Origin of the sequence: Sporomusa malonica (assembly GCF_900176355.1) — a bacterium.
Classification (GTDB): Bacteria; Bacillota; Negativicutes; order Sporomusales; family Sporomusaceae; genus Sporomusa; species Sporomusa malonica.
On record NZ_FWXI01000005.1, the window covers coordinates 243,164 to 263,702 of the forward strand.

20 protein-coding genes and 1 other RNA gene are annotated in these 20,539 nt (G+C 43.5%); all 21 read right to left on the reverse strand.

Going from position 1 to position 20,539, the window contains the following annotated elements; genetic code table 11:
• Nucleotides 1-25: 25 nt before the first annotated feature.
• Nucleotides 26-646 (reverse strand): acetate uptake transporter, encoded by a 621-nt coding sequence (locus tag B9A22_RS07930; RefSeq protein ID WP_084575176.1) that lies wholly within the window; start codon nt 644-646, stop codon nt 26-28.
• Between the two features lie 196 nt (nt 647-842).
• Nucleotides 843-1,023: non-coding RNA, 6S RNA (gene ssrS, locus B9A22_RS07935), on the reverse strand.
• A gap of 89 nt (nt 1,024-1,112) precedes the next feature.
• The gene (gene aspS, locus B9A22_RS07940; RefSeq protein WP_084575229.1) at nt 1,113-2,900 is read right to left on the reverse strand and encodes an aspartate--tRNA ligase; all 1,788 of its coding nucleotides are present in this window, start codon (nt 2,898-2,900) and stop codon (nt 1,113-1,115) included.
• Nucleotides 2,901-2,941: 41 nt separating this feature from the next.
• A complete protein-coding gene (hisS, locus tag B9A22_RS07945; RefSeq protein WP_084575177.1) occupies nt 2,942-4,207 on the reverse strand; it encodes a histidine--tRNA ligase in 1,266 nt (421 codons plus the stop codon).
• 2 nt (nt 4,208-4,209) lie between these two features.
• A complete protein-coding gene (gene hemZ, locus B9A22_RS07950; protein WP_245823886.1) occupies nt 4,210-5,796 on the reverse strand; it encodes a coproporphyrinogen dehydrogenase HemZ in 1,587 nt (528 codons plus the stop codon).
• Nucleotides 5,786-6,235: a Fur family transcriptional regulator gene (locus tag B9A22_RS07955; RefSeq protein ID WP_084575178.1), complete on the reverse strand. Its 450-nt coding sequence runs from the start codon at nt 6,233-6,235 to the stop codon at nt 5,786-5,788. Before B9A22_RS07955 ends, hemZ begins: the two co-directional genes overlap by 11 nt.
• Nucleotides 6,236-6,240: 5 nt before the next feature.
• A complete protein-coding gene (locus B9A22_RS07960; protein ID WP_084575179.1) occupies nt 6,241-7,293 on the reverse strand; it encodes an AI-2E family transporter in 1,053 nt (350 codons plus the stop codon).
• Between the two features lie 12 nt (nt 7,294-7,305).
• Nucleotides 7,306-7,926, reverse strand: coding sequence for an MBL fold metallo-hydrolase (locus B9A22_RS07965; RefSeq protein WP_084575180.1), 621 nt, complete (start codon nt 7,924-7,926; stop codon nt 7,306-7,308).
• A gap of 16 nt (nt 7,927-7,942) precedes the next feature.
• Complete coding sequence (gene dtd, locus B9A22_RS07970; RefSeq protein ID WP_084575181.1) at nt 7,943-8,392, reverse strand: D-aminoacyl-tRNA deacylase; 450 nt, start codon at nt 8,390-8,392, stop codon at nt 7,943-7,945.
• Nucleotides 8,392-10,617 (reverse strand): RelA/SpoT family protein, encoded by a 2,226-nt coding sequence (locus B9A22_RS07975; protein ID WP_084575182.1) that lies wholly within the window; start codon nt 10,615-10,617, stop codon nt 8,392-8,394. The genes dtd and B9A22_RS07975 overlap by 1 nt, the downstream gene beginning before the upstream one ends.
• Nucleotides 10,618-10,678: 61 nt before the next feature.
• Complete coding sequence (locus tag B9A22_RS07980; RefSeq protein WP_084575183.1) at nt 10,679-11,191, reverse strand: adenine phosphoribosyltransferase; 513 nt, start codon at nt 11,189-11,191, stop codon at nt 10,679-10,681.
• Nucleotides 11,191-13,260, reverse strand: coding sequence for a single-stranded-DNA-specific exonuclease RecJ (recJ, locus tag B9A22_RS07985; RefSeq protein ID WP_084575184.1), 2,070 nt, complete (start codon nt 13,258-13,260; stop codon nt 11,191-11,193). Before recJ ends, B9A22_RS07980 begins: the two co-directional genes overlap by 1 nt.
• Before the next feature lie 90 nt (nt 13,261-13,350).
• The gene (locus B9A22_RS07990; RefSeq protein ID WP_084575185.1) at nt 13,351-13,641 is read right to left on the reverse strand and encodes a LapA family protein; all 291 of its coding nucleotides are present in this window, start codon (nt 13,639-13,641) and stop codon (nt 13,351-13,353) included.
• 143 nt (nt 13,642-13,784) lie between these two features.
• Complete coding sequence (locus B9A22_RS07995) at nt 13,785-14,249, reverse strand: DUF456 family protein (protein WP_084575186.1); 465 nt, start codon at nt 14,247-14,249, stop codon at nt 13,785-13,787.
• A 45-nt stretch (nt 14,250-14,294) separates the two neighbouring features.
• Complete coding sequence (locus tag B9A22_RS08000; protein ID WP_084575187.1) at nt 14,295-15,323, reverse strand: hypothetical protein; 1,029 nt, start codon at nt 15,321-15,323, stop codon at nt 14,295-14,297.
• 88 nt (nt 15,324-15,411) lie between these two features.
• On the reverse strand, nt 15,412-16,320 hold the full coding sequence (gene secF / locus B9A22_RS08005; protein WP_084575188.1) for a protein translocase subunit SecF: 909 nt from the start codon (nt 16,318-16,320) through the stop codon (nt 15,412-15,414).
• 13 nt (nt 16,321-16,333) lie between these two features.
• Complete coding sequence (gene secD / locus B9A22_RS08010) at nt 16,334-17,539, reverse strand: protein translocase subunit SecD (RefSeq protein WP_084575189.1); 1,206 nt, start codon at nt 17,537-17,539, stop codon at nt 16,334-16,336.
• A gap of 50 nt (nt 17,540-17,589) precedes the next feature.
• Nucleotides 17,590-18,273: a phosphohydrolase gene (locus B9A22_RS08015; protein WP_084575190.1), complete on the reverse strand. Its 684-nt coding sequence runs from the start codon at nt 18,271-18,273 to the stop codon at nt 17,590-17,592.
• 116 nt (nt 18,274-18,389) lie between these two features.
• Nucleotides 18,390-18,971 carry a 5-formyltetrahydrofolate cyclo-ligase gene (locus tag B9A22_RS08020; protein ID WP_084575191.1) on the reverse strand — a complete coding sequence of 194 codons (582 nt, stop codon included), beginning with the start codon at nt 18,969-18,971 and terminating at the stop codon, nt 18,390-18,392.
• Nucleotides 18,972-19,059: 88 nt separating this feature from the next.
• The gene (gene yajC / locus B9A22_RS08025; RefSeq protein ID WP_084575192.1) at nt 19,060-19,353 is read right to left on the reverse strand and encodes a preprotein translocase subunit YajC; all 294 of its coding nucleotides are present in this window, start codon (nt 19,351-19,353) and stop codon (nt 19,060-19,062) included.
• 63 nt (nt 19,354-19,416) lie between these two features.
• Entirely contained in the window at nt 19,417-20,526 is a 1,110-nt protein-coding gene (gene tgt, locus B9A22_RS08030) for a tRNA guanosine(34) transglycosylase Tgt (protein ID WP_084575193.1), read from the reverse strand.
• Nucleotides 20,527-20,539 lie beyond the last annotated feature (13 nt).

The window sequence follows — 20,539 nt, forward strand, 5'->3', positions numbered from 1 at the left end:
CGGTGGTCGTAATTAATTTTGTAATTTAAGCGCGTCTCAGGATGCCGAGCGGTTTACCGATTGGCAGAACAACCCGTCCGGCAAACTTATTAAGGAATATAGCGCCACTTGCATAAAATCCGAGGATACTGATAGCAAGCTCAGACCAGGCGGCAATTGAATGTGCCCAGTGGAAACCCCAGGAATCAAGGGCAAGGCAAATTAAGAGAACATCAATTAAGACCATAATACCAATAAACACTTTGTTAGTATCCAAAGATGCCACTGTGGCAAATACAGAGAAAATGAAGTAACCAAAAAATGCGAAACCAAGTTGACTGACATCAGCCTGTGCAGCAAGTGCGGCACCAAATACTCCGCCTTTAATCATCCAAGCCATTGCAACGCTATACCAGAAAAGACCAAATGCGCCTAGAACGGTAGCGCCAAAGAGGTTGTTGTGCTTAAAATCCCAGTATGAGGCAACAAATTGAGCAGTAGCCCCAAGGAAGAAAGCCCAAGGAATAAGGAATGCAGTGCCTGACGTCCAACCTAATTTTTGGGACGCTGCGACCAGTGTTACCATGGCCAGACCAAAGACGCCTAATGGAGTAGGATCAGCGATGACTTCGGAAATTTTTTGTACTTCACCAGATTTGTTGCTCATGATATCCCCCTATAAAAAAGATGTACAACAAACATAACATAAATAGAATAAAAGGTCAATTCTTGTCGAAATAAAGTATAAAGTTTTTTTAATCCTTTCAGTAAAGGTACACAAAAAATTCGGACATCGTCCCCATTGATATAAGGAAGATGTCCGAATATGTTTCTTAGCAGAAATTAACTCTCTCTATGAATGCTCAATCCCCACCATGCCGTATTGTCTGTGTTTTGAACCTGCCCCCGGCAGGTGGGTGCTCGCCTGATTACTTTGTGTGTCCCCTCAAACATACAGGGCATACAGGCCATAATCAGAGACAGGCTCCCGCAGTAAATGTGTTGGCTCAAAACATAGACTTCAAACGAACACAGTAGGGTATGAGCAATTCTTTTGTTCGTTTTTATATTATCAAATAAATCACGCAATTGCAAGAGTTTAGGCTCCGGAATATTCTTCCATTTACAATCGCTTACTTTTTAGTCACAACATCAGACTTAATAAACAATTCCTTAAGCTGACGCGGTCCCACTTCCGACGGAGCTTGCATCATCATATCTGAAGCGCTTTGTGTTTTGGGGAAAGCAATAACATCCCGAATTGATGCTCGTTTGGCCATAAGCATAACTAGACGGTCTAAGCCAAAGGCGATACCGCCATGCGGCGGAGTGCCATACTCAAAAGCCTCAAGCAAATAACCAAACTTATCTATAGCTTCTTCAGGAGTTAGACCTATCGCCGTAAATACTTTTTCCTGAATGCTGCGGTTATAAATCCGGATGCTGCCACCGCCCAGTTCAATTCCGTTAAGCACCAAATCATAGGCTTTAGCTTTAATCTTGCCTGGATCATTGCCCAAATATTGAACGTCCTCGTCGCGCGGTGAAGTAAATGGGTGATGCATAGCAACCCAACGCTTGTCTTCTTCGTCATATTCAAACATGGGGAAATCAATAACCCATAAGAAGGTTAGTTTATCTGGATCGATTAAGTTAAGACGACGGCCCATTTCCAGTCTGAGCTGCCCTAATGCGGCTGCCACAACTTTAGGTTTATCAGCAACAAATAGCAGCAGATCACCAGTCTCAGCTTGCGTTAGAGCTGTCATTTTACTAATCGTATCTTCGCTAAAGAATTTAGTAATCGGCGATTTTAGGCCCTCGTCAGTATAGCATATCCAAGCTAATCCCTTAGCACCATAGGTGGCAACATAGTCTACTAGACCATCAAGTTCACGGCGGGGAGCGTTGGCGTAACCCTTAACATTAATGGCTTTAACCTGACCGCCGTTAGCTAGTACAGTATCAAATACTTTGAAGCCGGAATCTTTAAAGATTCCAGACAAATCAACCAGCTCCATACCAAAACGAAGATCAGGTTTATCTGAACCGTAGCGTGCCATGGCTTCATCATAACTTAAACGCACAAAAGACGCAGGCACCTCGGCGCCAATACCTTCTTTAAAGATGTGAGCAACCATTTGCTCCATAAGAGATATAATATCTTCTCTGTCAATAAAGGACATTTCAATGTCAAGCTGGGTAAACTCTGGCTGGCGATCAGCTCTTAAATCTTCATCCCGGAAGCAGCGGGCTATTTGAAAATAACGTTCCATCCCAGCAACCATAAGCAGCTGTTTATAGATTTGCGGCGATTGCGGCAAGGCATAAAACTTGCCTGGATTTACCCGGCTGGGTACCAAGTAGTCTCTAGCACCTTCAGGCGAACTTTTTGTCAGAATGGGGGTTTCAACTTCAAGAAAACGGTGCTGATCCAAGAAGTCCCGCATGGACTTGGCCACCCGGTGTCTGAGCATAAGGTCTTTTTGCATCTCAGGCCGCCGCAGATCAAGATAACGGTACTTTAACCGTAGAATTTCATCAACCTCGATGTTGTCTTGGATATAAAAAGGCGATGTTTTGGCCATATTTAAGATTTTCAGTTCACTGCCATATACCTCAATTGTACCTGTATCCATATTAGGATTAATAGTACCTTCAGAACGAACCTTTACAGTACCGCGTACAGCCAGCACATATTCATTGCGAACCATCTCAGCCTTAACAAAAGCATCCTTATTAACATCAGACGAAAATACTACTTGAACAATACCTGAACGATCACGCAAATCAATAAAGATAAGCCCGCCATGGTCACGGCGTCTGGAAACCCAGCCGCATAGAATAACTTCCTGGCCTGTGTGATCTTGGTTCAAATCATTACATGCATGGGTCCGTTTTAACCCCTGCATTGTATCAATTGCGCTAATTGTTTCATAATCGGCTGTTTCTATTTGTGCCATTACTTCTCCATCTCCTCTATAATCATATGTACCAGTTCAGCCCTATCAATTAAATTTTGGCTGCCTGTTTCCATATTTTTTAACATTACTTTATTCTGTGCCAGCTCATCCTGGCCAATAAGCGCCACAAACTTGGCCGGATATTTATTGGCATATTTCATCTGCGCTTTTAAGCTGCGATTCATAAAATCCATATCAGCGGCGATACCTGCATGGCGAAGCTCAGTTAACAGCTCGAAGGATGCTGCCTGAGTCTCAGCTCCCAACGGGGCAACAAAAACATCAATCGCGTTATTTATGAATGGCAATAACTCTTGTTTTTCTAGCGCTAAAAGTACCCGCTCAATACCAATGGCAAAGCCGATACCCGGCGTTGGCTGACCGCCGCATTCGGCAATCAGACCGTCATAGCGGCCACCGCCACATACTGCGCTCTGCGCACCTAAGGGTGAGTACTGGATTTCAAAGGCCGTCTTTGTGTAATAATCAAGGCCACGCACTAAACGCGGATTAAGGACAAAACTAATCCCCGCAGCAGTCAAAAGATCTTTCAGTCCAGTAAAATGGTTACTGCAATCACTGCAAAGGCAATCGACCATATGAGGAGCACCTTGAGAGTGTTCAGCACATGTCTCATTTTTACAATCTAAAATACGCATAGGATTACGATCATACCTGGACTGACAGTCTGAACATAAGTGCGATACTTTATCGCGAAAAAACTCTTGCAGCTTAGTGCGGTAAACAGGACGACATTCTGGGCAGCCAACCGAATTAATTAACAATTTTAATTCATTTAACCCTAACTTGTTAAGAAGCTCTACTGCCAAGCTAATAATCTCAGCATCAATAGTTGGCCCGTGCGCGCCGATAGCTTCGATGCCAAACTGGTGAAACTGGCGGTAACGGCCAGCTTGCGGCCGGTCATACCTAAACATGGGTCCGATATAAAATAATTTTGTCGGCTGCGGTCCAGCATACAGTTTGTTCTCTAAATAAGAGCGAACCACAGAAGCAGTATTTTCAGGTCTTAATGTAATATTGCGTTTACCTCTATCGGTAAAGGTATACATCTCTTTTTCAACAATATCAGTAGTCTCTCCGATACCGCGTAAAAAAAGTTCTGTATGCTCAAAAATCGGGGTACGAATCTCGTGATAGGCAAAATTACGGCATACTTCACGAATCGTTTTTTCAACATACTGCCAATGTCCACTAGTATCAGGCAATATATCCTTAGTTCCCCGAGGGCCTGTTGTCAGCATAATTAATCCTCCTTACAGTCGCCATATAATCTTGAAAGCAGTGTATTTCTTTCGTTTAAATAAACATCTAGATTTTTTATGTAGGAGACAACATCTTTGGCATTATAGGAACTTTGAAGCCGCCAGTGATTAGGGCTTACTGCCTTAGTACCAGCACCGGGTCCAATGCCGATGATCGTCTGTCTTTCTTCCATTATTTGAATATTATAAAGGCAATCGGTTTCCGGTTTGGCATAGCCGATGTTTTCAAGATTACCTGTCATATACTTCTGCCGGTATAAATAGTATGGATGCATGTCCAAGCTGGTGGCGTAATCGGTAGCAACCTTAAGCATTGCTTGAGTTACTTCCTCATTGGGCAAAGATTGTCCTGATAGTATGCCGGAACTCAGTGACTCCTTCAGGATGGAGCCACGCTTTAAGGCTAACGTATGTACCGTAATATTTTCAGGGTTGAGCATGGCAATTTGCCGCATGGTATCCTCCATATCGGCTTCAGTCTCACCAGGCAGACCTGCAATTACATCCATGTTTACCAGGGGTATCCCAGCATAGCGGATTTTACCGAATATGTCTATTATATCTTGAACAGTATGTCTTCGTCCAATCTGTTTTAATGTTTTATCTTGCATTGTTTGCGGATTTATACTTACCCTATTTACTCCATATTGCCGCAAAACATCAATTTTTTCGTTATTAATGCTATCAGGGCGTCCAGCTTCAACTGTAAATTCTTTCGTTTGCGCACTCCTAAAGCCTTCTCTAATTAGAGCAAGCAAAGCGGCCAAATCAGTTGCTGACAAACTCGTAGGTGTTCCGCCACCAACATAAATACTCTCTACCGATAAATTAAACCTTGCTATTAGCTGTGAAGTGCTTTCGATGTCTCGGGTAATTGACCGTAAAAAAGCATCAAGCTGTTCTCGCCGCTCGGGCAGCACATAGGCTGGGAATGAGCAGTATAAACATCTCGATGGACAATAGGGTATTCCTATATATATACTTATTTTTTTTTCGTTCACTGGATTATCAGGGCTAACGATCACGGGGCGCTGATGGATGGCAATACCGGTAACAAGTGCAGCCTTGGCGGGTTCTAACGCATACTCTTGCACAAGTTTTGCAGTGATTTGGGAACGAATAAGACCTTGATCCAACAAACGATGGACTATTTTCGTGGGACGAACACCACGAAGAATTCCCCACGGTGCTGGGTTACTTCCTGTTAACTTCCGCATAAGCCGAAGAACAGTAAGACGTACCAGTCGCCTGACCAGCCCAGTTACATCTTCACTGTCTTCACTCTTAGTGCGCGCCAGCGGCATAGGACGATACTCATATTCAGTCAAAGATTCGATTTCAGCTGCTGGGGTACAAAAGCTAATAACAATTTTTATACTTACTTGATCCTCTTCACATCTGACTGAACTTACTATAAGCAGACTGCCAGGCTTAAGATCAGCTAAGCGGGCCCCTTCCGGCCAGACGCCCGCAGCATCAACATTAAACAGGAGCATAGTATCACGTATAGCAGAAGAAATATCAACGCCGGCACCAGCATTAGTAAAGAAAAAATTATTAATCTTCACGTTTTTTGCGGCACTCCTGACAATATCCGTAAAACTTAACTTGATGATCTACGATGGTAAAATTGCTGTTTTTAGCAATTACGTTTTCTAGCTCGTCCATTAAATCATCTTCAAACTCTATCACCTTGCCACAGGCAAGGCAAATAAGATGATGATGATGATGGGGCGTACTTGTTTCATTAATTTCATATCGGCTGCGGCCATCACCAAAATCCATTTTTTGCAGAACATCGAGTTCACTCAATAATTCAAGCGTGCGGTATACTGTTGCCAACCCAATATCGTTCGACTGCTGCCGCACAATATTATGAACGTCTTCAGCGCTTAAATGCTTGTCTTGATTATCGATAAAAACCTGCAAAACAATTTGGCGTTGGGGTGTCAGCTTATAGTCCCGTTCCCGAAACTTTTGACGCAAGTTAGACAAATCAATACTCATATAATTCACCTGTCCTTCGGAACTTCATCCAAATACCAGAGGTGCCGGAGTACAACCTTGAATAATGCGGCAACAGGCACGGCCAGAATCATTCCGGCGATTCCGTACAATTGGCCGCCTATCAACAAACTTATAATTACCAATACGGGATGCAAATCAATGGTGTGCCCCATAATATTAGGAACAATTATGTGGTTTTCAATTTGATGAAGGATTATATAAAAAGCAGCCACTTTTGTTGCTAACACGGGTGATGACAAATAAGCTAGCAAGATAGCAGGAATAGCACCAATTATCGGCCCGATAATTGGGAGTGTCTCAGTCAAAGTAACCAGGAGACCCAATACAAGCGGATAGTCCACTCTCAAAAAGTACATGCCGCTAAATACCATTAAACCCATTATGGCACTAATCAGTACCTGACCGCGAATATAATTGCTCACAACCATAGCCAATTCTTCAATTATGCTGACAGCTCGGGGCTGGGATAAAGGAGGAAAAAGGGTAATAACATCAGCTTTGAGACTTCGCCAGTCTTTCAAAAAATAGTAAGTTAAAACAGGTACAACTACCAGCTCAATGATTTGTGTGGCAAAAGCGAATACTGCATTAATAATATTACGCATGAAGCCTACGCCATAAGAAGCTGCTCCAGTCAGTCCATCAGTAATCAGCGAGCGGATATTATCAGGAACTTGTGCAGAATTTGCCTGTTGCTCAATCAACATAGTTAGCTTGTTAATTCTGCTAACCAGTTTGGGCAGGTCAATAACAAAGTTATTAAACTCACTGATAAATGGTAATAAGACAAACATCGTAATAGCGCTCAGGAGCAGGCCAGTTAGCAGAAAAGCTAGTAAAATAGCTACTTCACGGGGTAAATGATATTTCTTCGTACCCATGGGTACGTCAGTCAGAGCATTTACTAGTGGATTAAGCACAAAAGCCGCGATAATAGCAACAATAATAGGTAGATAAATAACCGTTACCTGGCTGAGCATATATAATCCAGAGGCTAAAATGACGATTTTTATCCAAACGGCAAGTGATTTCATCATACGTAATCCAAGTTACTGAACAAAGGGATTGTGTGTACGTTCCCAGCCTATCGTGGTTTCTGGGCCGTGGCCTGGCAGGACAGTAACATCATCCTCAAGGTTCAGCAGGTTATCTTTGATGCTATTGATTAGCTGACTATGAGAACCGCCCGGAAAATCAGTCCGGCCAATTGATTCAGCAAACAATGTATCCCCAGCAATTAGCACTTTGTCTGACAGCAAGCAAATACCTCCAGGTGTGTGCCCAGGCGTATGCAAAACTTTCAATTTAATGTTACCAACAGCAATAGTATCATTATGACTTAGTAGCTGATCAGCAGGCTGGCAAACAATACCGCCGCCAATAAACATAGATAGGTTGCTCTGAGCACTTGTCAACATACCGGCATCTTCATGATGAATGAGAACTTTTGCGCCGGTAGCCTGCTGAATCGCGTCGTTTGCCGCAATATGATCGGCATGTCCATGTGTATTGATAATATACTCAACCTTAAGATTAGCTTTATTAATTTCAGAGATGATGGCGTCGGCGCTTCCGCCAGGATCAATTACGCCAGCTTTTAATGTTTGCTCGCAATACACTACATAGCAATTAGTTCCAAGATGGCCTACTTGCAGTTGAATTACTTTCACATAATCACACTCCTTATTAAAACAACCGGTTACTGTCAAGCAGCATGGTTACCGGTCCATGATTGCTCAAACGAACAATCATTTCGGCCTGGAACTGCCCACACGACACATTCACACCCATATTGCGGCATAATTCCACAAAAGCCTCATAAAGTGCCAAGGCTTGCGCTGGCGGAGCCGCAGTATCAAAACTTGGCCGGCGGCCTTTACGGCAATCGCCATATAATGTAAACTGGGAAACTATTAACAAATCTCCGTTGATGTCTTTGACAGACAGATTCATTTTTCCCGCATCATCAGGAAAAATTCGCAAATTAACAATTTTTTCCGCAAGATATTTGGCATCTTGCTCAGTATCCTCCTGGCCCACCCCAAGAAACACGGTGAGCCCTGTCTTACTATTAGATATTTCCTGCTCTGCTACCGTTACACTGGCGGCATCTGTGAGTTGAACAACAGCCCGCATTAGACTCCTCCTAAGGATTGGGTCATACGGTGTACAGAGAACACATCCGAAACCCTGCGTATTTTATTCATAATATGCTCTAGTTGGGCCAGATTGCCGATATCAATGTCCATGTTAATAATAGCGGTTTTATTTTTCTGTACCCTAGCATTCAGAGAACTTACGTTAATCCTAGCATCTGCTGCGACCATCATAATGTCTGACAGCAGGTTAGGACGATCCCCGCCTGCAATCTCAATGGAAACCTTGTAGAGTGTATCACCAGGCATATCCCAGTTAACTTCAATCATGCGCTCGTATTCCTCGGGATTATTCAATATATTAGGACAGTCCGCACGGTGAACCGATACTCCCCGTCCTCTAGTAATATACCCAACGATGACATCACCTGGCAGCGGATTGCAGCACCTGGCCAATCTGACCATAAGTCCTGATTCGCCTTTTACCAAAATACCATGGCTGACTTTACTCTTTGGCCGTTTAGGCTTAAGATCGGCCAATATAGCAGTAACATCAGGAGGTGTAGTGCTTTTTAGTTCTTTTTTATGAGCTTCCATCAGCTTGCCCATAACCCCATGGAGGGTAACTCCACCATAACCCAAAGCTTCAAACAAGTCATCTTCGCTTACAACGTTTAAGCGTTTAGCGACTTCACTTAAACGATCGCCTTTTACCAGATCACGCCATTCATAGCCAAGTTTCTTACTCTCGCGTTCGATCATCTCCCGGCCTTTGGCAACATTCTCTTCTCGCTTTTCTTTCTTAAACCATGACCTGATTTTATTCCGGGTTTCCGATGATCCTACCACATTTAACCAATCACGGCTAGGCCCGTTGTTATGTTTGGAAGTAATGATTTCAACAATATCGCCATTAGTGAGCTTGTATTCAAGCGGGACAATTCTGCCGTTAATTTTGGCCCCAACACAGCGATGACCAACATCGGTATGAATGCGATAGGCAAAATCTATCGGTACTGAACCAGCAGGCAAATCAACGACATCGCCCCGCGGTGTAAACACAAATACTTCATCGGCAAAGACATCCATCTTTACCGTTTCAATGAATTCGCGCGGATCCCGCAAATCACGGTGCCATTCTAAAAGCTGCCTGAGCCAGGCTAGTTTTTGGTCTGTGTCCTTATTGGCTGCTTTTGGGCCTTCTTTGTACTTCCAATGAGCGGCAATACCATATTCGGAAATCCGGTGCATGTCTAATGTACGAATTTGAATCTCAAGTGGCTGACCTGATTGCCCAATAACAGTAGTATGTAGTGACTGATAGCCGTTAGATTTCGGCATTGCGATATAATCCTTGAATCGACCAGGCAAAGGTTTCCATAAAGTATGAACAATACCGAGAGCACCGTAGCAATCTTTTACAGAATCGACAACAATCCGAATGGCTGATAGATCATATATTTCACTAACATCCTGCTTGTGACTTTTCTTTAGTTTCTTATAGATACTGTAAAAATGTTTTGGACGCCCTTGGATTTCCGCTGTAATCCCGACACCCTCAAGCCGTTCACTCATCAGCGCAATGGCATCGGTAATAATTTTCTCTCGCTCTTTACGCTTTTGTTTAACTTGTTCAACAAGCTTATAATACTTGTCTGGTTCTAAAAACCGAAAAGATAAATCTTCCAATTCCCACTTAACATTAGAAATACCAAGCCGGTGCGCCAATGGTCCAAATATCTCAAGTGTCTCACGGGATATCTCCTGCTGTTTATGTGGTGCCATATACTTAAGCGTACGCATATTGTGCAATCTGTCAGCAAGCTTTATCAGTACTACCCTGATATCTTTAGCCATGGCTAAGAACATCTTGCGGTAGTTTTCCAACTGCTGTTCTTCTTTGGACTTATACTCAATGCGACTTAATTTAGTGACTCCGTCAACAAGCATGGCAATTTCTTTGCCAAACTCTTTTTCCAGTTTCTCTAATGTAACTTCAGTATCTTCCACCACATCATGAAGCAAGCTGGCGCTAATTGTAACAGCATCAATCTGTAAATCAGCCAGTATATTAGCAACCCCTAACGGATGATAAATATACTCTTCGCCAGATACCCTAAGTTGACCAGCATGGGAGCTATGGGCCAATTGGTAAGCTTTTTCAACTAACTGCAATGGCGCGTCAGGTTGATAAGTTTTAATTTTAGCCACTATATCTTCAATATTTGGCCGTTTCCCTTTTTTTTCTTGCACATCGCTGCCCATGACCCACCTCTTACCCTGTTGCTGCTAATATATTATATATAGCTGTACTTGATTTGGCTAATTAGTATTGAACCAAAGAGTTTATGTCATAGCCAGCCAAAACTTGGCGCCCATTCAAAAAGGATAGTTCGATCAAGAACGCCAGCCCTGCCACCTTGCCACCTAACCGTTCAACCATCTTGACTGTCGCCATGGTAGTACCGCCGGTTGCCAGCAAGTCATCGACAATCAGCACGCTGCTTCCTGGTTCAATTGCATCTTTATGAATTTCAAGGGCATCTTTACCATACTCTAATGAATACTCATAACTGATTATCTCAGCAGGCAACTTTCCTGGTTTACGGATCGGCACAAAACCTGCGCCTAGAACATAGGCGACCGGAGCACCAACAGCAAACCCGCGCGCTTCTGGTCCAACCACTACATCAATGTGCTTATCCTGATAATGTGCTGATAACATATCAATCGCTACTCGAAATGCTTTTCCATCTTTAAGTAGTGTAGTAATATCTTTAAAGTCAATTCCTTGCTGTGGAAAATCAGGTACATTTCTAATTTTTTCCCGTAGATTCATTACTGAACCTCCTTAAACTGAGTATATCCAGCTAAATACTCCTCACGCATTCGTACACTCTCACGAAATGTAGGTGAATCTGATAGCTCTAGCTTTTTCAACGGAGATGGCTCCAGTACAATGTTAAGTGTTCCTTCAGCAGTTACTTCTTTGGCTAATAAATTTAGTTCCCATAGTATGGTTATTGCCATATCAACAACCTTCTCAGGTAAAGTAATTTTATACTTTTTTAAAATTATATCGGCGATATCTTGAAGAGAAAATTTACATTGTCCCAATTTATTAAATTCTTTAACAGTCAAATAGATATACCCAATACATTCTCGGTCAGGTGCAAGTTTATCCAGACTCTCTTTGTCTTCACTGACAATCGATTGTCGCACATCATGCGCTGTCAACTGCAGATTTTTTTTTCCCTGCCATTCATTAAATTTAGGTACAAATACCAGGTCTATTTTTTTGTTGCAGGCAAGCGTATCTGATAATTCTCCCATGTTCCAGGCAATTACATCATTAACTGCAGTATTTTTTAACTTAAGCTTCAAGTGTCGGCTCTGCTGCCCGATCAGCCTTTTTTCCAAAAACTCAACATTTCGGCAGGCAAACACCGGACTCGGGTTGCCAAATCCATATGGTTCAAGGCAAGCTAATTGTTCAATAAACGCCGCATTGACTTCTGCCAGCGGCAAAAAAGAATCAATAGTAAGGACAGGAATATAGTCAGATTCTGATAGGTTTTCCGAAGCAATAGCATTTAATCGCTCATGAAGAAAGGGTATATTGTTAACAGGAATTGTTAGGCCTGCCGCCTGACGGTGACCGCCAAATTGGGTTAACAAATCAGAACATCGAGTCAGCGCTCCGTACATATCAAATGCCGGTATGCTGCGGCAGGAGCCCTTGCCGTATCCGTCACGTACACTAATCATGATTACCGGTCTATAAAATTTGTCTACTAACCGCGAAGCTACGATGCCAATGACCCCTGAATGCCATTCTTCGCCAGCCAGAACCAGCACGTTGGCAGCACTTATATCTAGCGTGGACAACTGCTCTTCAGCTTTGGCCAAAATCAGCTTCTCTATTGCTTGGCGGGCTGAATTTTCAGCATCTAAGAGGCCAGCCAGTTCACGCGCATAGTTTAAGTCATTAGTGATTAAAAGCTCCACACCGGCCGTTGCTTGGCTCACACGTCCTACTGCATTTAGCCTCGGTGCAATAACAAACCCCACACTCCCGCTGTCAACCACCTTACCAGTTAATCCACATACTTCTAATAAAGCATTGATGCCTATATTAGAAGTAGTTGCTAACTGCCTTAAACCAGTTTTAACTAAAACCCGGTTTTCACCGGTAAGAGGTACAATATCGGCAATTGTGCCAATCGCTACGATATCGAGGTAATCAAAAAACTTATTATCTGTCCCGTAGTAGTGTTGCCACAAAGCCTGACATAACTTAAATGCGACACCGACTCCGGCTAAGTTTTTTTCAGGATACAGACAATCCGGCTGTTTGGGATTAATAATCGCCAAAGCAGATGGCAGTTCTGCCGGTGGCTGGTGGTGGTCTGTTATAATTATATCTAGCTGCCCCAATATAGCAGAAATTTCTTTTACCGCACTAATTCCACAATCGACAGTAATAATAAGTTTGGTTCCTGTCTGAATAAGGCTGTCTAAAGCGGCAGCATTCAAGCCATAACCTTCACTTTGCCTGTCTGGAATATAAAACTCAACACTAGCGCCAAGCCGAGTTAATGTTTTATAAACTACCGCACATGATGTAATTCCATCAACATCATAGTCACCGTAAATAGTAATCTTTTCATGCGCTGCAATAGCCTGAACAACTCTCCCGACGGCAATACTCATATCTTTAAGGAGATATGGGTCTGCGATATATTCTGAACTAGCAGACAAAAATTCAGTTGCTGCTTTTTCGTCGGTAACACCGCGATTAATTAACGTTTGAGCAATAAACTCTGATATATTCATTTTCCGGCTGAGCTCACTAGCCAGTTCACGCTTAGCAGGAAATAGTCTCCATGCCTTTTTTAGCCTCGCCATAGACTGTATAAAGACCTCCGTAATACTATACTAGATAATTGTAGTATACAGTGTAATATTTTGCAACTTGACCTAAATCTATCTTGTTTTTTACTGGTTTTGTGGCTGGGTTTCCTGTCCGGCTCGCAATTCACGGTTTTCTGCTTCCAACTGCTGCTGCACCTGCTGTGCTTTGCGGAGGGCACGTCTAAGTCTAAATTGTACCAGCATAGCAAGCGATAAGATGATCATAGCGCCAAAGGTAGCAGAGCCTAGAATGATAATAACCAGTGAAGTTTGAAAACCCCATGTCAAAAAAGTCACAGTAACCGGCAGTGAGTTCTGGACAGCAAAAATAGCCACCAGAAACGCGAAAATAAAGGCAAGCAATAAGTTAATCATTTTTCTATCACACCCATAAATAGTTATCAAGTTACTATTCTCGTAAAAAGTGGAATAATCCTTTAAATTTGATAAAATAGGCAAATAAAAGTAGCAATATAAAGAAAAACAGGCTGAGCGCCTGCTAATCTACAAATCAAAATTCACATGATATACATATTAATGAGCACGATCATAATAAGCCCACAGGTAAATCTGAGTAGAGCCACCCCGGCTAACCGGTAGAGTACGGATAAAACGCTATCACTACGGGGAATAAGTGTTTTGCCAGCAACTAACTCCCAGACTACTAGCCCAAGAACGGGCCCTAGTAATGCATCACTAGCTAGCATGCCGGCAACGTGACTGATTACGCTGTTGACGCTGAATACACGAGAAACTGGATAGTTTCGGGTCAAATATATTCTTAATGCCCTGCCACCCAACTCGGCTATTACAACCAGACATATCAGCATTACGATAATCCATGGCGCGAAAGTCAAAAAACCAGCAAACAGGCCATAAAGCGCTGCTCCCAGCAGAATGATTAACGTTCCAGGCAGCTTAGCTGAGATCGTACATAAGAGACCGACCAGCATAATAAAAGTGACTAGAAATTTAACCAACAAAAGTCATGTACCCCGTTTCGCACTAGTATAGTACTATTGGTAACGTTATTGTGACTTGTTGGCACCTTGTTTATGTAGGGAGTAAGCTGTATAACAAATGAAAACCATCATGATCAAACCTGTACCGCTCATGAGCATGAGCATCAAATCTAAACAGATAAAACTGCCACCCCAAATAAGAGCCCCCGACAGTGTCAATGCAGGCCACAGAGTTAATCGGGTCAATACACTGAGCTGCTTTGCATTGACCAGCATTGCTGGCACCATTGTATTAATAAATATACATAGCAAAATACCGTTAAAACCAGTTGCCAGCCAAGGACCAAGGACCTTATCAGCAACAGTTGGCAGCGCCATGAGTCCGGAAGCTCCACCAACTAATGCCAGATGAGCCAAGAATAGGGTAAAACAACCTTCAAAAATTTTAGCCAATATTGCTAGATACACCCCTGTGTAATCTCTGGTGACAAAATAAGTTCCGGCCTCTACTACTAGCGCTGAACGCATGCCACAGGCATTATAGCCAATGAGCGCCAAGACTAAGGGCCAACTGATCTGATCGAGTGCAATGATATTATTTAACGGTATAACTTGGATAGTATCTAACAGCATTGCCAGCATAATGCCTGTTGCCGGAATAAACAGAAGCGCCAGATAATTAGAAATCTGCAGCAATTCTCGACCATAACCGGCGGCCAGCATAGAACATCCTGCTATACATAGTGCAGCGGCAAACATATACGGGATGCCAGTCAAGCTCTCAATTAACTGCCCAGCAAAATAGCCGCCGGTTAACGCGCTGGCGGGGAGCGACACGGCTAATACGGAAAACGCCAGTATCTGCTTACCTCGCAGGCCAAATAACCGTTTTACTACTGCTGTCAATTCGCGCCCGCTCTTTACACCTATCCAGGCTGACATCCCCGCTAGCACTGAGCCAAATATCATATAAGCCAAGAAAACTGTAGCATAAATACCATTTCCTATTAACGAAGCCATGGCCGGAACAACTGCTGCATTATCGCCTGCAATATGAACAATAGCCAATGACAGCGCCGGTAGTATTACGCCCATATGTATCGCCCCCTGCCTTGCTTATAGGATATGCGCAGGGGCCTCGATGGTGCAAAAAAACCTGGAGCAATATGCCCCAGGCTACTTTTTACTTGGCGCCTTTTGTCTTTATCTCAAGCCGCCGCCGGTCTTCATATAGTTTCCAGGTAACCCAAATTTGGCTGGCATTAAATATCGAAGAGTATGCGCCGCTGGCAAAACCAATCAAAAGCGCCAAAGAAAAGTTCTTCGTAGTCTCGCCGCCAAACAGATAGAGCGCTCCTGTTGCAAACAGCACCGTAAGCACGGTATAAATCGAGCGGGTCATAGTCTGCCAGATGCTGCGGTTGACAAGTTCCTCAAGACCATCTGCTTTTTTATACGTTTTCAGGTTTTCGCGAATACGGTCAAAAATAACGATTGTATCGTTAATCGAAAAACCGACAATTGTCAAAATAGCAGCAACAAAGGAAGCGTCAATCTCCTTTTGCAGAATTGAAAACAAGCCCATCACAATCAATATATCGTGAAGTAGTGCTGCAATCCCAGAAACAGCAAATTTAAACTCAAACCGATAGGTTATATAGACAATCATAAGCACCCAGGAGATTAAGAGCGCAAAAATCGCCTGCCGGGTAAGCTCTGAACCAATAACGGCTCCAACCTTTTCGATCCTGAGCACTTCAAAAGCACCCAACTTAGTTTCAAAACCTTTAAGTACCGTCCGTCGCTCATCTTCATTGAGCACGTGGGAACGTACAAATACGTTAGGTGACCTATCTTCCTGACCGGCCAGAGCCAGCTGAATGGTACTGCCTTCTAACTGATAATCCTTGAGAACATCCCTGACTTCCGCAACTGTGACCGGGCGAGCAAATTTCAGGTCAAGCAAAGTGCCGCCGGTAAAATCAATGCCTAGATTAAAACCTTGCATCATCATAGAGATCAGGCCGGGGATTAAGAAGAGCGCTGAAAGTATAAACCACCATTTACGTTTACCGACAATATCGAATTTCATGTCCTTCTCCCCCCTAAGCCCCGTAAAACTTGCTATTTTTAAATACATTGGCATGAATGAGCATTCTTAATACATATCTGGTAATTGTAATTGCGGTGAACATACTTAAAACAATGCCCAACCCCAAAGTGACGGCAAAGCCTTTAATAGGCCCTGTGCCCAAGAAAAACAGTACTGCAGCTGCAATGAGAGTAGTCACATTAGAATCTAAGATAGTGGCAAAAGCCCGGCTAAATCCGGCGTCCATGGCAGCCCGCAACGTCTTTCCGTTGCGATATTCTTCTTTAAACCGTTCGAAGATAAGCACGTTGGCATCAACGGCCATACCCATAGACAGGATTATTCCCGCAATACCTGGCAATGTTAACGTCGCATTGAGCATTTTTAAACCAAATAACAGCAGCATTACATACAAAACCAGCGTGACATTAGCCACAAAACCTGAAAGGCGGTAGAAAAGCAGCATAAAGATGACAATGGAGGCAATACCGATGACAAATGCCTGCATGCTTTTAGCTTTAGAATCTTCGCCTAAAGACGGACCAACAGTTCGCGTTTCCAAGATATCAACCTTAACTGGCAAAGCACCTGATCTGAGTAGTATTGCCAGACGTTCAGCTTCTTCGATGGACCGATTACCTGAAATTACTGCCTTACCGTTAGGAATAGCTTCCTGCACAACAGGATTTGTTAAAATCTGCTTATCTAACAGAATCGCGATATGTTTACCCACATTTTTGGCAGTCAAATCAGCAAACTTTTTAGCACCTTCGTCGGTAAATTCAATGGAAACCAGTTTTTGCCCGTTTTGATCTATCTGGGCTTTGGCATCCTTTAAGTCTTTACCAGTCAAGACTACGGCACCGCTCTCATCCTGAAACTCCATAAGAGCAGTTCTGCCGAGCATTTCAATAGCTTTTTCCGGATCTTTTACACCTGGAAGCTCAACAATAATCCGGCGTTCACCCTGGCGCTGAACAATTGGCTCGGTAAGCCCAAGTTCGTTAATCCGGCGCTCAATAATATGAACAACCCGCTGCATGGCATCCTCGTTAACTTGAGCTTCGGGAGTGTCAGAAGCCTCCAGTACAACATGTGTTCCGCCCTGTAAGTCAAGACCCTGTTTGATAGATAGGGCCAGCGGCAACATATAATAGCCAGCAGCAGCAAGAATTACTAAGACCACAGCCAAAAATTTCGTTAAATTCCCCCACCTCAAAAAGTTATCCCCCAATCTTGCTTGTATGTGTTTTTTTGAAATGACTATGTCTAGAGTAAGTCATAGTCATTGATTACCAACTTAAAACGACAGTCTAAAAACTCGGCCGCTCGCCGGCACATAACCATGCGTAATAAAAATATTTCAAAATACTCCATGACAGGACAGATTTCCGTGTCAATAGTGACATGGAGCGTTACAGTGCGGGAAGCTTTGTCAACCAGCAGCTTGCCACTTTCGGCAGCATAGTTTACTCTGTCATGTATCTCAAATTTGGCAAAATCACGATTAGTAACCCGTGCACGATGGACATCAGACTTATCAGCGAGAATTAACGCTGCAGCCACATGGTTAACGGCGTTACCGCGCTCTTCCTCATGGTTGCCGATAGCTGATATAACCAAAGCAATCTCTTCTGGAGGCATTCTCAGACGTGTAAGAATATTATAGGCCATTATTGCACCTGAGCCGCCGTGATTATACCGGTTAATCATATTCGCAACGTCATGAAGATAACCGGCGATCGCCGCAAGCTCACATTCTCGCGCCGGATACTCCAATTCTTGCAATACCTTATAGGCTAAGGCTGAAACAATCCCCGCGTGTCTGAGACCATGCTCAGTGAAACCGAGGCTCCCGAGATATTGAGTACTACGGGTAAGATAAACGTTTACTTCGTGGTCTGCTCTTAATTGTGCAATAGTAAGAGTACGCTCATCAGTAGCTACTGACATAGACTAATTCCTCCGTTTATCAAAAAAATTAGCCTTTGCCCTCCACTGCCAAATATCTCGTAGCCATATTCAGTTAATGGCAGTGTAAAGGCAAATGCAACTACTTACATTTTGCCTTACCTGCACGTAAATATGCCCTCTTCAGTAACTAAATAATTTACTGGCCGATCATGCTCGTCAGTGGGGACCATCTCAAGTATTTGCGCAGCCCAAGCCGCACCAATAAGCTCGGTCTTGTTCGCCTTAATCAAGAACCGGTCATAGTAACCAGCCCCCATCCCTAATCGTCGGCCATCTTTGTCAAAAGCCACTCCAGGAACAATAATAAGGTCAAGCTCACTTGGTTCCAGGAGCCTTAAGGTTGCCGGATTGGGAGTTAAAAGATTAAACTGACCTACTACCAAATCATCAAGATCGGCAATAATAGCAGCATCCATCAGGCCTCTAGTCTCACGCATATGCGGTACACATACTGTTTTACCGGCAGTCAGCGCGTGTGAGATAACTTTTTCCATATGAGGCTCATCAGGCATTGCCAGATACATCATAATATGTTTAGCGGCTTGATAGACAGGCCAAGCACACAAATGCTCAACAAAGCGTTCACTGCCGGCAGCAACTTCCTCAGGAGTCATTCCCCGTCTAACAGCTAAAATATTTTTGCGCAGTTCCATTTTGGCATTTTTATTCATTTCCATAATGCTTTCCCCCCTCCTTTAAGAAAAGACTTGGCGTTGCACCAAGTCCTTAGGACGAAACCGTAAGTATGGGTGACAGCGATAATTATTAAGGCTTAGGTTGATTCTGGTGGTGGCTTACAGCGGAACGTGATACATCGACTTCCACTTTATCGGCAATTTTGATTGTGACGGTTTTTTCACTGAGTGCAGTGATAGTTCCGTACAAACCACCGATTGTTACGATCCGTTCGCCCTTCTTCAGATTATTTAAAAGTTCCTGGCGGCGCTGCTGTTCCTTTTTCTGTGGACGGTAAAGCAAGAAATAGAAGATCACGCCCATTAAAATAATCGGCCATGAAGCTTGAATGGCTTGCATTATTTCGGGTGAAAACTCTGGCATTATAAATCACCTCCTGTTGTCTGTTAGCCAGTATATTCCACACAATCGCCGTAAATCCTCTTATTATTTACGATAATGAGCCCAAAACTCTTCTCTAAAAGCCAAAAAACGGTCTTCAAGGATGGCTTTGCGCATGTCTTTCATAAAATTCAGTAAGAAATGCAGATTGTGAGTGGTTGTCAGGCGCATACCAAAAATTTCTTCTGTTTTTAATAAGTGCCGGATATAGGCGCGCGAGAAGTTACGGCAGGCGTAGCAGCCGCAATCCGGATCAATTGGCCGAAAATCTCTAGCGAACTCAGCATTTTTGACGACAAGCCGTCCGCGGCTTGTCATCACAGTGCCGTTACGCGCCACCCTTGTTGGGAAAACGCAGTCAAACATATCAATGCCGTACATTACACCCTCTACCAAACAATCAGGCGTACCTACTCCCATTAAATAGCGCGGCTTGTTTTCGGGTAATAAGGGGACAGTGTGCTCCAACATTTCATACATAAGTGGTTTTGGTTCTCCGACACTCAGACCACCAACAGCATAACCGGGAAAATCCAAAGAAATGAGATCTTTGGCACTCATAGCCCGAAGGTCTCTATACATTCCTCCCTGAACAATGCCAAATAGAGCCTGATCCTTACGGGTATGGGCTTTTTTGCAGCGTTCAGCCCACCGTGTTGTGCGTTCAGTGGATTGGCGGGCATATTCATGATCAGCCGGGTAAGGAACACACTCGTCAAAAGCCATGATGATATCAGCGCCTAACGCCATTTGTACTTCAGTGGCTTTTTCTGGAGATAGAAAGTGTTTTGATCCGTCAATATGCGAGCGAAATGTAACTCCGTCTTCGGTTATTTTGCGAAGGGGCCCTAAACTAAACACCTGAAATCCGCCGCTGTCAGTCAAAATGCCACGATCCCACTGCATAAACTTATGAAGCCCACCAGCTTCGGCGACCAAATCGTGACCTGGACGTAAATATAAGTGGTAAGTATTACTCAAAATTATGCCTGCACCCATAGCTTTAAGCTCGTCAGGTGACATGGCTTTCACCGTAGCCTGCGTGCCGACAGGCATAAAAATAGGCGTGTCAAATACGCCATGCGGCGTATATAACCGGCCAACCCTCGCCCCTGTTTTCGAACAACGTTTAATAAGTTCATATGTAATGGCCATAATTACACCTCCA